This window comes from Tessaracoccus aquimaris (assembly GCF_001997345.1).
In the GTDB taxonomy this organism is placed as follows: Bacteria; Actinomycetota; Actinomycetes; order Propionibacteriales; family Propionibacteriaceae; genus Arachnia; species Arachnia aquimaris.
In genome coordinates this window covers 3,467,582-3,479,834 of sequence record NZ_CP019606.1, presented here as the reverse complement: position 1 = coordinate 3,479,834, position 12,253 = coordinate 3,467,582, and the positions used below count along the sequence as shown (strand labels likewise).

At 68.5% G+C, this 12,253-nt stretch carries 8 protein-coding genes; 2 read left to right on the top strand and 6 right to left on the bottom strand.

Features of this window, described 5'->3' with window-relative positions:
* Positions 1 to 64 precede the first annotated feature (64 nt).
* A complete protein-coding gene (alr, locus tag BW730_RS15820) occupies positions 65 to 1,174 on the bottom strand; it encodes an alanine racemase (RefSeq protein WP_077687114.1) in 1,110 nt (369 codons plus the stop codon).
* An 81-nt stretch (positions 1,175 to 1,255) separates the two neighbouring features.
* Between alr and BW730_RS15815 the strand changes: the two genes are divergently transcribed.
* Positions 1,256 to 2,278 carry a mediator complex subunit 15 domain-containing protein gene (locus tag BW730_RS15815; protein ID WP_077687113.1) on the top strand — a complete coding sequence of 341 codons (1,023 nt, stop codon included), beginning with the start codon at positions 1,256 to 1,258 and terminating at the stop codon, positions 2,276 to 2,278.
* Positions 2,279 to 4,437: 2,159 nt separating this feature from the next.
* On the opposite strand, the gene BW730_RS15810 is transcribed toward BW730_RS15815, so the two are convergent.
* The 3 genes from BW730_RS15810 to pdhA are packed head-to-tail and all read right to left on the bottom strand — an operon-like array spanning position 4,438 to position 8,053.
* Positions 4,438 to 5,976 carry a dihydrolipoamide acetyltransferase family protein gene (locus tag BW730_RS15810; protein WP_077687112.1) on the bottom strand — a complete coding sequence of 513 codons (1,539 nt, stop codon included), beginning with the start codon at positions 5,974 to 5,976 and terminating at the stop codon, positions 4,438 to 4,440.
* An 11-nt stretch (positions 5,977 to 5,987) separates the two neighbouring features.
* Positions 5,988 to 6,965 carry an alpha-ketoacid dehydrogenase subunit beta gene (locus BW730_RS15805; RefSeq protein WP_077687111.1) on the bottom strand — a complete coding sequence of 326 codons (978 nt, stop codon included), beginning with the start codon at positions 6,963 to 6,965 and terminating at the stop codon, positions 5,988 to 5,990.
* Complete coding sequence (pdhA, locus tag BW730_RS15800; RefSeq protein ID WP_226996858.1) at positions 6,962 to 8,053, bottom strand: pyruvate dehydrogenase (acetyl-transferring) E1 component subunit alpha; 1,092 nt, start codon at positions 8,051 to 8,053, stop codon at positions 6,962 to 6,964. Before pdhA ends, BW730_RS15805 begins: the two co-directional genes overlap by 4 nt.
* Positions 8,054 to 8,362: 309 nt before the next feature.
* On the opposite strand from pdhA, the gene BW730_RS15795 reads away from it, so the two are divergent.
* Entirely contained in the window at positions 8,363 to 10,453 is a 2,091-nt protein-coding gene (locus BW730_RS15795; protein WP_158522697.1) for a bifunctional metallophosphatase/5'-nucleotidase, read from the top strand.
* A 232-nt stretch (positions 10,454 to 10,685) separates the two neighbouring features.
* Here the strand turns inward: BW730_RS15795 and argF are convergent, their stop codons facing one another.
* Both argF and BW730_RS15785 read right to left on the bottom strand, forming a co-directional pair.
* Positions 10,686 to 11,681 carry an ornithine carbamoyltransferase gene (argF, locus tag BW730_RS15790; RefSeq protein ID WP_077687108.1) on the bottom strand — a complete coding sequence of 332 codons (996 nt, stop codon included), beginning with the start codon at positions 11,679 to 11,681 and terminating at the stop codon, positions 10,686 to 10,688.
* A gap of 78 nt (positions 11,682 to 11,759) precedes the next feature.
* Complete coding sequence (locus BW730_RS15785) at positions 11,760 to 12,212, bottom strand: low molecular weight protein-tyrosine-phosphatase (RefSeq protein ID WP_077687107.1); 453 nt, start codon at positions 12,210 to 12,212, stop codon at positions 11,760 to 11,762.
* Positions 12,213 to 12,253: the final 41 nt, after the last annotated feature.

Below are 12,253 nucleotides of genomic sequence, written 5' to 3'. Positions count from 1 at the left end.
ACCGGAGGGTCGTGCGCCCGGTTTCGGGGCGCGCACTCGTCGATCGGAGTGGGCCGAGCCCTCGTCAGTAGAGGCGGGGCACCCGCTCCGTGATCAGGCAGGTCACCTCGTAGGTGATGGTGCCCATCACGGTCGCCAACTCCTCGACGCCGATCCGCTGATCTCCGCTGCTGCCCATCAGGACGACCTCGTCGCCGACCCGCACGCCGGTCGGCTCGGGGCCGAGGTCGATCATCGTCTGGTCCATGCAGACGCGGCCCGCGACGGGGTAGGAGCGGCCGTCGATCAGCATCCGGCCGCGCGAGGAGAACTGTCGCGAGTACCCGTCCCCGTAGCCGACGGCCACCGTCGCGATCCAGGTGTCGCGCTGCGCGACCCAACTGCGGCCGTAGCCGACCGTCTCCCCGGCGAGGATCGGCTTGATGAAGTTGACGCGGCTGGTCCACCGTCCGACGTCGCGGAGGTCGGCCGGACGGGCGCCCACCACGTCGGGGTACGACCCGTACAGCATGATTCCCGGGCGGACGAGGTTGCTGCGGCCGAGGTCGTGGCCAAGCACCGCCCCCGAGTTCGCGGCGTGCACCAGGTCGACGGGGCCATGCTCGGCCTCGACGGCGTCCACCGTCGCGTGGAAGCGCTGCAGTTGGGCTGTGGTGAAGTCGTCACCCTCGTCGATGTCGCTGATCGGCAGGTGCGTGAAGATGCCTTCGAGTCGCAGGTTCGGGGCGGCATCGATCCGGCGCGCGAGGGCGGCCGCCTCGTCGGGCTCGGCGCCGACGCGGCGCATCCCGGTGTCGACCTTGAGGTGCACGTCGATCATGCGGCCTGCTGCCGCGGCTGCGGCCTGCGCCTGGTCGATCGAGGCGAGGTCGCCGACGCTGAGGGTGATGTCCGCGGCGATCGCCGCGGCGAGCTCCTCGGGGAGCGTCGGGGAGAACTTGAGCATCGGCAGGGTGATCCCCGCGGCCCGCAGCTGTTGCCCTTCGGCCACGATCGCGATGCCCAACCATTCGGCGCTTCGTCGCTCCTGGATGCTCCGGGCCACGGGGACCAGGCCGTGGCCGTAGGCGTTTGCCTTGACGGGGGCGAGCACCTGTCGCCCGCCCGAGAGCTCGCGGGCGACCTGCAGGTTGTGGTGCAGTGCGTCGAGGTCGACATGGAACCGGGTGAGCATGGCTCCAAGTTTGGACCGCCGCGTCCAGGAATGTGAAAACGCTCTACGAGCCTGAGCTGTGAACGTGGCAGACTTTGGGCCATGTCGAACCAACAGTGGAACAGCGGCCAGGGCTCGAACGAGTGGGCGCCGCAGCAGGGCAATGAGTGGGGCGCCCAGCAGGGTGGCCAGCAGGATTGGAACCAGCAGGGCACTAACCAGGAGTGGGGACAGGCTCAGCCGCAGGGCTCCGCGCAGGAGTGGAACCAGCAGGCGAGCGCACAGGAACCTCAGGCGCCGGCCAGCGGCCAGGAGTGGGGCCAGCAGGGCACCGACTGGAACCAGCAGGGCACCACCGACTGGGGTCAGCAGGCTCAGGCCTCCGCGCAGGAATGGAACCAGCAGGGCGCCGGCCAGCAGGGCGCGAGCCAGGACTGGAACCAGGCCCAGCCGCAGGGCTCCGCACAGGACCTCAACCAGGCTCAGCCGCAGGCCTCCGCGCAGGACTGGAATCAGCAGGGCGCCAACCAGGACTGGAACCAGCAGCAGGCTCAGGCCTCCGCCGGCGGTGACTGGCAGGGTCAGCAGCAGGACTGGAACCAACAGCAGCAGCCGCAGGCCTCCGCCCAGGACTGGAACCAGCAGCAGGCGCAGGCCTCCGCCGGTGGCGACTGGCAGCAGGCTGCCCCCGCCCAGGACTGGAATCAGCAGCAGGGCGGCCAGCAGGACTGGAACCAGCAGCAGAACTGGCAGGGCAACCAGCAGGGCGGCTTCCTGCCTCAGCAGCAGCAGGGCTTCCATGGGCAGCCCGCCGCGGCGAAGCCCAGCCCCTTCGACTTCAGCTTCAAGCAACTGTCGCTGCCGAGCGCCGCTGGCATGATCTTCATGATCGGCGTGATCGCGCTGGGTGCCGAGTGGCTGTTCTCCTTCATCGCGCTGCTGGTCGACGGCAACACGATGGGCTTCGAGGGCGGCGACGCCTCCGTCATGGGCATCATCTCCGCCCTGATCGGCGGCCTGGCTGCGGTCGTGTTCAAGATCCTCGTGCTGCGCGTGCTGATCGAGATCGGCATCGCCGGCGCGAAGCTCCTCAAGAAGTCCGAGGAGCCCAAGGACGAGGCGTAACCACATTTCGCCCGACAGGGGGCGCCCAGACTCCGGTCTGGGCGCCCTTTGGCTTTCCCTGCCCGAGGATCGCGATCGGCTACCCGAAGTCCCGGCACCGGGGCCAGAGGTTTCGACCGATGAAGCGACGCTCCGCGCCACTTCATGGCTCAACCAGCGGGGCAGGCCGCCGTCGTGGCTAGCGCGGGCGCCGCGACCCAGGCTCGCCATCACCGTCTTCGCCGTGAAGACCGTCAGCCGCCAGCGATAGCCACGACGAGCGGCGCCCTCGCGGAGAAGGTACGGCCGCAAACCCCACGGTCGCCCACCGCGCAGCACCGCAGACCAAACGCCAGCGAGAGCCGGACCGCCTGAGACGAACCCGACCCAGGGGGCGACCCGGCGGGCGCGGCGGGGCCGTGCAACGACCCGCGACCACGACACCCACACCAAGCGAAACGCGACGACCCGGACGGGCACGGACAGGAGACCGGGCGGCCTCACAACCCGACCCCCGCAAACCCGACAGACGAAGAAAAGAAGCGCCAACAACAGCCGCCCGGACACCTGGCCGCGACCGTCCCCCGCAGTCGGAGGGGCTAAGAAGCGGCTCACGGGAAGGCAGACAGCCGATCGGACCCCTCGACAAGCTCGGGGAACGGCCGACCGCACTCCCGAACGCAGGCCCAGCGACAAACAGGGGCGCAAACAAGGGGGCGACCGGTCGCCCGAAGGGGAGCCGGTCCCAGCACCGGGCGCCAGAGGTTTCGACCGATGAAGCGACGCTCCACGCCGCTTCATGGCTCAACCAGCGGGCATCCGGCCGCCGCAGTGAGACGGAGCGCCCCCTTCCCTCGCTCGGCGGACCGCAGTCCGACCCTGGAACACACCAACAGCAGTAGGCCGCCGACGAGGCCCGCGCCGAGCGGCGCCCGCGCGGAGAAGGTACGGCCGCAAACCCCACGGTCGCCCACCGCGCAGCACCGCAGACCCAACGACAGCGCAAACCGGACCGTCTGAGACGAACCCGAGCCAGGGGGCGACCCGGCGGGCGCGGCGGGGCCGTGCAACGACCCGCGACCACGACACCCACCCCAAGCCAACCGCGACGACCCGGACGGGCACGGACAGGAGACCGGGCGGCCTCACAACCCGACCCCCGCAAACCGAAAGACGAGAAGAGACGCGCCCACAACAGCCGCCCGGACACCTGGCCGGGACCGGCCGCCGCAGTCGGAGGGGCTAAGAAGCGGCGCAGCGGAAAGGCAGACAGCCGATCGGACCCCTCGACAAGCTCGGGGAACGGCGCATCCCAGTCCCGGTGACAGACAGGAGCCAGGCTCAACCCGGCGTTCGACTACGCGAACGGGCACCCTCCCAGCACCGGATGCCAGAGGTTTCGACCGCCGCTCCGCGCCTCTTCATGGCTCACCCAGCGGCTTCCGGCCGCCGGCGAGAGCCGCGACGAGCGGCACCCGCGCGAAGAAGATACGGCCGCGAACCCCACGGTCGCCCACCGCGCAGCACCACAGACCCAACCACAGCGCAAGCCGGACCGCCTGAGACGAACCCGACCCAGGGGGCGACCCGGCGGGCGCGGCGGGGCCGTGCAACGACCCGCGACCACGACACCCACACCAAGCCAAACGCGACGACCCGGACGGGCACGGACAGGAGACCGGGCGGCCTCACAACCGGATCACTGCCAAACCGACGCACGAAGAAAGAGAAGCGCCCACAACAGCCGCCCGGACACCTGGCCGGGACCGTCCGCCGCAGTCGGAGGGGCTAAGAACCGGCTCACGGGAAAGGCAGACAGCCGATCGGACATCTCGACAAGCTCGGGGAACGGGGAACCGCAGACCCCACAAGACGCAAGTCCAGCGTCACAGTCTGACCCCTCGACAAGCTCGGGGAACGGCGCATCGCAGTCCCGGCGACAGGCAGGAGACAGGCTCCATCCCGGCGTTCGATTACCCGTACGGGCACCGTCCCAGCACCGGGTGGCGGGGGTTTCGACCGATGAAGCGACGCTCCGCGCCTCTTCATGGCTCAACCAGCGCGGGGACCCCTCGACATGCTTGGGGAACGATCCGAGCCAGGACGCCCGATGAGCTCAGGGAACGCCCTCGACCGCGCCGGGACCGGACCCAGCGCGACCCGAGTATCCGTGAAGCGGGTCAGTACAGCAGGGCCATGGCGGGCTCCGCCAGAATCGATGCCACGTCGTGCAGGAACCTCGACCCCTGCTCACCATCGATGATCCGGTGATCGAACGCCACCGCGAGCGTCGTCACGGACCTCGGCTCGACCCGTTCGGCCGCCCCCTCGCCGACCACCCACGGCCTGCGCTGGATCGCGCCCATGCAGAAGATCGCCGACTCATCCCCGTTGATGATCGGGGTGCCCGCGTCGATCCCGAACACGCCGACGTTGGTGACGGTGAACGTCCCGTGTGCGTAGTCCCCCGGCTGAAGCTTCCCCTCGCGGGAGACCTGCACCAACCGGTTGATCGACTGGCACAACTCCAGCAGGCTCAGGCGTTGGGCCGCCTTGATGTTGGGGACCATCAGCCCGCGTGGCGTCGCCGCGGCGATGCCGAGGTTCACGTCGCGGTAGTAGACGATCTCCTGGCGCTCCTCGTCCCACGACGTGTTCAGGTCGGGGTTCCGGCCAAGCGCGAGACAGATGGCCTTCGCGTAGATCAGCAGCGGCGACACCCGCAGGCCGGAGAACTCGCGGCGCTCCTTGAGCCGCTCGACGAACTCCATGGTTCCCGTCACGTCGACGGTGGTCCATTCGGTCACGTGGACGTGCGTGTTGACGGAGCGCACCATGTTCTCGGCGGTCAACTTCCGGACGCCCTTGATCGGCACCCGTCGCTCGGCGCGACCCTCGAACGGGTCGAACCCTCCGAGTCCCTCGGTCGGGCCGAAGCCGCCCCCGAAGTTCGAACCGCTGAACGAGGTGCCCGCGTAGCTCGCCGGTTCCTCGCGCGGGCCGGCGTCGAAGGTGGGGCCGGACTGGAAGGACGCGTTGTCGTTGATGATGCGACCCTCGCGCGGCTGCTCGTCGAGGAAGCGGAATGCGGCCGCCGCCTCGACGTCCCTGCGCGTGATGGTGCCGTCGGGGCCCGTGCCGACGACGTCGGCGAGGTCGACACCCAGGTCCTTTGCGTACTTGCGCACCGGGGGCTTCGCCTTCGCGGCCCCGGCGTCCGAGGCGAGCACCAGTTGCGACTCGGCGGGCGCCCGGCCGGGCGTCGGAAGCGGGTCGCCCTCGGCCTCGGCCGTGACGGCGGTGGCGGGGTGCACCTCGTCGGTGCGGCGCCCCGGCTCGTGGGGTTCGTAGGCGGCCGACAGGGCCTCCGACGCCCCGGCGCGCTCCTCGGTTCCCCGCCCTCGGCGCCTGCGCCTCGACGGTGCCGACTCGCTGGCGCCGTAGCCGACCAGGTTCGGGCCGGCCTCGTCGGCGTCGGCCTCGTCGTCCTGGATCTCGACGATGGGGGTGCCGACCTCAACGGTGGTTCCCTCGGCGACCAGCAACCCCGTCACGGTGCCCGCGAAGGGCGACGGTAGTTCGACGAGCGACTTCGCGGTCTCGATCTCGACGAGCACGTCGTTGACCTCGATGCTCTGCCCGACGGTCACCCGCCATGCGACGATCTCGGCCTCGAGCAGCCCTTCACCGGGATCCGGCAGCATGAATTGGCGCAGCATGGGGGGCTCCTTCAGTAGGCCAGCGACTGGTCGACGACGTCGAGGATGCGGTCGACGGAGGGCAGGTACTCCTCCTCGACCCGTGCGGGCGGGTAGGGCATGTCATAGCCCGCCACCCGCATCACCGGGGATTCCATCACGTAGAAGAGGTCCTCGTGCAGCCTCGCGGCGATCTCGGACCCGATTCCGAGCGTCCGGGGCGCCTCGTGGACGACGACGGCCCGCTTGGTGCGACGCACGGAGGAGATCAGCGTCACCCAGTCGATGGGGCTGATGGTGCGCAGGTCGACGACCTCGAGCGAGGTGCCCTCCTCTTCGGCGACGGCGGCGGCGTCGAGGCAGGTCTTGACCATGGGGCCGTAGCAGATCAGTGTCGCGTCGGTGCCGTACCTGGCGATCGCCGCCTGGTGCATCGGCTGCGGCTTGGCGCTGAAGTTGACGGTGCCCTTGACGTGGTAGCGGCGCTTCGGTTCCATGAAGACGACCGGGTCGTTGGACTGGATGGCCTGCTGGATCATCCAGTACGCGTCGTTGGCGTTCGACGGGGAGACGACCTTGAGGCCGGGCGTGTGGGCGAAGTAGCCCTCCGGCGACTCCGAGTGATGCTCGACGGCGCCGATGCCTCCGCCGAATGGGATGCGGATCACCATCGGCATGGGTGTGCGGCCACCCGTGCGCATGTTCATCTTGGCGACCTGGGTGACGATCTGGGCGAAGCCGGGGAACACGAACCCGTCGAACTGGATCTCCACGACGGGCCGATAGCCGCGCATCGCGAGGCCGACCGCGGTTCCGATGATGCCCGACTCGGCAAGCGGGGAGTCGACAACGCGGTTCTCACCGAACTCGGCCTGCAGCCCTTCCGTGATCCGGAAGACCCCACCGAGCTTGCCGATGTCCTCGCCCGCGAGCAGCACCTTCGGATCGGCCTGGAGCGCGCGGCGCAGGCCGCGGTTGAGGGCCTTTGCCATCGTCAACGACTCGTTCATGCGTCCTCCCCTGCCGCGTACTCGGCGTACTCGCGGCGCTGGGCCTCGAGCGCGACGGTCGGCTCGGCGTAGACCGTCTCGAACAGCCGGTCCATGGTGGTGTCCTTCAACTGGGGGATGGTCGCACGGACCTCAGCCCCGAGCACCTTCGCGTCCTCCTCGACCTTGGCGAGCCACTCGTCGTCGATGGCTCCCTCCTTCTCCAGGTACCGGGTGAGCCGCAGGATCGGGTCGCGGCCGCGCCATTCCTCGTCGTCGGAGGATTCGCGGTACTTGGTGGGGTCGTCGGAGGTGGTGTGGGCGCCCATCCGGTAGGTGAACGCCTCGATGAATGCCGGGCCCTCACCGTTCCTGGCCCGTTCGAGCGCCCAGTCGCTGACGGCCTTGACGGCGAGCACGTCGTTGCCGTCGACCTGGATGCCCGGGAAGCCGAAGCCCTTGGCACGCTCGAACAGCGGGATGCGCGACTGGAGCGCGATCGGTTCGGAGATGGCCCACTGGTTGTTCTGGCAGAAGAACACCACGGGCGCGTTGTACGAGGCGGCGAACACGTAGGCCTCGTTGACGTCACCCTGGCTGGCGGCGCCGTCTCCGTGGTAGACGATGACGGCGGCGTTGTCGTCGGGGTTCTCGTTGCCCACGGCGCCGTCGAGTTGCAGCCCCATGGCGTAGCCGGTGGCGTGCAGGGCCTGGCAGCCGATCACGATCTGGTAGTTCTTGAACGTCTCGAGGCGCTCCCAGTCGCCGCCGTCACAGCCGCGGAACATCGAGAGCAGGTTGGAGTACGGGAGGCCGAGCACCATCGCGACGGCGTGCTCGCGGTAGGACGGAAACACGACGTCAGGGGTGCGCAGCGCGCGCGCCGAGCCGACCTGGGCCGCCTCCTGACCGATCAGGGGCGTCCAGAGCCCCAACTCGCCGTGGCGTTGCAGCGCCGTCGCCTCGGCGTCGAAGCGGCGGGCGAGGATCATGTCGCGCAGGTAGCCGACCAGATCCTCCGTGCTGCCAGTGAACTCGAAATCCTCGTTGTGGACGCGCTCACCATCCGGAGTGAGCAACTGCACCATGTCGTGGCTCTGACCGCGCACGCGGACCCCTTTCGACAACCTACGAAACCGTAACTTACGCCAGCGTAGCTTACGGTTCCTGAGGAAACCTGACCTCGATTCACACAATCATCGCCCCCCATCTTGTAGGGAACCGACAACCAGTGAAGTTTCCTCGCGCCACTGTGCGGCGAATCTCAGGTGATTCTCAGATGACCATCAGGTGAATTCACCCGTTTCGCGATGCCGATGACCCTCGTTGCTTAGAGTGTGGAAACCATGTCCATCGGCGGGCTGGTAGCCCGCCCTCGTGCATTCCTACGAACCAGCTTTGGGAGAAAGATGATCACGATGACCAAGCGGACCACGGCGACCTTCGCCGCGTCCGCCCTGGTGGCGAGCGGCCTGACGTTCGCGTCGTTTGCCCCGACCGCTACGGCGGACGTCAAGGAGTGTGTCGCCGCTGACGACACGATCACGGTGTTCGGCTTCAACGACTTCCACGGCCGCGTCTTCAACGACCTGGCCAAGCTCGACGATCCGTCTGGCTACCTGGCGGGCCGCCTGTTCACGCCCGTCGAGCAGGCGCGCGCCGCCCAGGGCGAGGATCACGTGCTGCTCCTCTCCTCCGGCGACAACATCGGCGCCTCGACGTTCGTGTCGATGATGGCCGACGACAATCCGACCCTCGACATCATGAACGCCGCGGGTCTCGAGGCCTCCACCGTCGGCAACCACGAGTTCGACAAGGGCTGGAGCGATCTGGCCGGGCACGTCGCGGGCAAGGCCACCGGGTTCTCCTACCTGGGCGCCAACGTGTACACCAAGGGCACCACCACCGTGCCTGCGCCCCTGAAGTCCTACGACATCATCACCAAGGCGGGCGTCGACATCGCGATCGTCGGCGCGGTCACCGGCGACGTGCCATCGCTCGTGTCGCCCGGCGGCATCACGGACCTGACCTTCGGCGACCCCGTCGAGGCCGTCAACCGCGTCACAGCAGAACTCCTCGACGGCGACCCCGCCAACGGCGAGGCCGACATCGTGCTCGCGTCCTTCCATGAGGGAGCCGCGAACAGCAAGCTCACCGCCGCGGAGAATGCCGCCTCGTCAACCGCGTTCGACGACATCTACCGCAAGGTCGACAAGCGCGTCTCCGCGATCTTCAACGGCCACACGCACCAGTTGTACAGCTGGGACGACGTCAACGGCCGGCCGCTCCTGCAGGCAAAGTCCTACGCGGACAACCTCGCCCAGTTGGATCTGGAGGTCGACACCACCGCCAAGGCGCTCTGCAGCGCGACAGGCTCGACCATCAAGGCCGCGGCGGCCTCCGACGAGTCGTTCCCCCGGATCAAGCAGATCAACGAGATCGCCGCGGCGGCCTACACGGTCGCCATGGAGAAGGGCCAGCGGGTCATCGGTGACGCGACCGAGGCCATCTCGACGCCGCTTGAGGGCAACGCCGACACCCGCTTCGTCGAGTCGCCGATGAGCAACATGGTCGCCCAGATGTTCAAGGAGACCCTCGGCGCCGACGACGACACCTTCATCGGCGTGCAGAACCCCGGCGGCACCCGCGATAGCTTCGACAAGGGAGACATCACCTTCCGTGAGGCCGCCCTGACGCTGCCGTTCGCGAACTCGCTGTTCACGACCCAGATCACCGGAGCGCAGTTCAAGACGGTGCTGGAGCAGCAGTGGCAGCGCGACCCGGAGGGCCAGGTGCCCTCGCGACCGTTCCTGGCGCTTGGACTCTCCGACAACGTGAGCTACACCTACGACGAGTCGCTGCCGGAGGGCTCCAGGATCACGTCGATCATGCTCAACGGGCAGCCGATCGATCCCGCGGGCACCTACACCATCGGCTCCGGATCCTTCCTGATCTCCGGCGGCGACAACTTCGTCGAGTTGGCCAAGGGCAAGAACACCGCGGACACGGGTCGCACGGACCTGGAGACGTGGGTCGCGTGGGTCGAGGACAACAGCCCACACAGCCCGGACTACACGATGCGTGGCGTCTCGACGAAGGCACCTGCTGGCCCGCTGGTCGTCGGCGGCCCTGCGCTCACGTTCACCTTCGGCCAGGCGCTGAAGGACGGCGTGGCCCCGCAGACGCTCGACATGCTGCTCGCCCCGGAGGGCGCGAAGGTCTCGCCGCAACTGTTCAACTCGACGATCGAGGCCTACCTCGGGTCGACGCTGATCGGCACCGGCAAGGTCACCGACGGTGCGGGAACGGTATCCGTCCAGCTTCCCGCCGGGTTCGCCCTGCCCGCGTCGAAGGCACGTGTCGCGAGCGAGACGCAGATGCTGCGCTTCGTGGTCAAGGAGTCCGGCACCGAGATCTGGTGGCCGATGAAGGTCCAGGACAAGGCGCCGACGCCGACCCCGACGCCTAAGCCCCCGACGAAGCCCGGACCGCCGTCGACCGGCGTCTGAGTTCCAAGGGCGCCAACGGCGTCTGAGCCCGAAAGCGGGAGGGGCGGGGCCGTTTGGCCCCGCCCCTCTTCGCGTTCCGTGCCCTCGTCGCGTGAGCGCGTCGGGCGCTCCTCGGGTCAGGAGATGAGCATGTTTGGTAACTCGTTTCCGATCTGAACGTTCAAACCCTGGGCGTGCGGCAACGAGCAACCAAACATGCTCAAGTGAAGACCCAACCCCGGGCCCGAGCGAATCAGCCGGCGAGGGTGGCGACCAGGACCGCCTTGATGGTGTGCATCCGGTTCTCGGCCTGGTCGAAGACGATGCTCGCGTCCGACTCGAAGACGTCGTCCGTCACCTCGACGCCCTCGATGCCGAACTGCTCCTTGAGGTCGCGGCCGACCGAGGTCTCCAGGTCGTGGAACGCCGGGAGGCAGTGCATGAACTTCACCTGCGGGTTGCCGGTTGCGGCGAGCAGTTCCGCGTTGACCTGGTACGGGCGCAGCAGTTCGATTCGTTCCGCCCACACCTCCTTCGGCTCACCGAGCGAGACCCACACGTCGGTGTAGACGAAGTCGACGCCCCGGACACCCTCGGCGACGTCGTCGGTGACGGTGATCCGCGCGCCGGTCTCCGCGGCGATCCTGCGCGCCTGCGCCACGACCTCTTCCGCGTTGTGCTGCGAGGCGGGCGCGACCATCCGCACATCCATGCCCATCAGCGCCCCAGAGATCAGCAGGGAGTTGCCGACGTTGTTGCGGGCGTCCCCCAGGAACGCGAAGGCGATCTCGTTCAACGGCTTGTCGCAGTGCTCGAGCATCGTCAACTGGTCGGCGAGCATCTGCGTCGGGTGCCAGTCGTCGGTCAGCCCGTTGTAGACCGGCACCCCGGCACTGGCCGCGAGCGTCTCGACGATGTCCTGGCCGGTGCCGCGGTACTCGATGCCGTCGTACCAGCGGCCGAGCACCCGGGCCGTGTCGGCGGCCGATTCCTTGTGTCCGATCTGCGACCCGGAGGGATCCAGGTAGGTCGTGGTGCCGCCCTGGTCCGCCATCGCGACCTCGAAGGCGCACCTGGTCCGCGTCGACGTCTTCTCGAACAGCAGCGCGACCTGCTTGCCGACGAGGCGCCGATCCTCACGACCCTCGCGTCGCTGCGCCTTCAACTCGGCCGACAGGTCGAGCAGCGAGCGCCACTCGTCGGGGGTGAAGTCGAGTTCCTTGAGGAAACTGCGGCCGTGCAGGTTCATCGTCGCGCCTTTCGGTGGGAGGCCCCCAGAATAGTGGGAGCCGCTCGGCGGCCTGGTCGCACCGTCCAGGGAGCAGGTTCAGTCGGCGACCGCGTCCAGGATGCCCGGCATCGCTGCCTCGATGTCGGCCAGCGTCTCCTCGAAGCCCGCCTGGTCGCCGTACCAGGGGTCGATCAGCGCCTCCCCCTTCGGCTTGGCCGGGTCGAAGTCGTTGAGCAACGCGACGTTTGCCCCCGGCGCCATCGCGAGCAACCGGTCGACCTGGAACGGCTCGACGGCGACCACCAGGTCCGCCTCGAGCAGGTCGGCGGGCTGAACCTTCCTCGCACGGTGCCCGTCTGCGTCGTATCCGTGCGACCTGAGCGTCTTCACCGCCCGCCGGTCGACGGGGCTGCCCGACTCCTCCGACGAGATGCCGAAGCTCTCGACGGTGACGTCCAGGCCGCGCTCCCGGACCTCGCGACGCGCCACCCGCTCCGCCATCGGCGAGCGGCAGATGTTGCCCCAACAGACGAAAACGAGCTTGCTCATGGCGCCAGCCTATCGACGCCACGCGGAAGCGCCTGGTGACA

Excerpts from the sequence above, each read along its gene's own strand:
- alr (WP_077687114.1), bottom strand. The coding sequence starts at position 1,174 with ATGCTCACCCGGTTCCATGTCGACCTCGACGCACTGCACCACAACCTG.
- BW730_RS15815 (WP_077687113.1), top strand. The coding sequence starts at position 1,256 with ATGTCGAACCAACAGTGGAACAGCGGCCAGGGCTCGAACGAGTGGGCG.
- BW730_RS15810 (WP_077687112.1), bottom strand. The coding sequence starts at position 5,976 with ATGCTGCGCCAATTCATGCTGCCGGATCCCGGTGAAGGGCTGCTCGAG.
- BW730_RS15805 (WP_077687111.1), bottom strand. The coding sequence starts at position 6,965 with ATGAACGAGTCGTTGACGATGGCAAAGGCCCTCAACCGCGGCCTGCGC.
- BW730_RS15795 (WP_158522697.1), top strand. The coding sequence starts at position 8,363 with ATGACCAAGCGGACCACGGCGACCTTCGCCGCGTCCGCCCTGGTGGCG.
- argF (WP_077687108.1), bottom strand. The coding sequence starts at position 11,681 with ATGAACCTGCACGGCCGCAGTTTCCTCAAGGAACTCGACTTCACCCCC.
- BW730_RS15785 (WP_077687107.1), bottom strand. The coding sequence starts at position 12,212 with ATGAGCAAGCTCGTTTTCGTCTGTTGGGGCAACATCTGCCGCTCGCCG.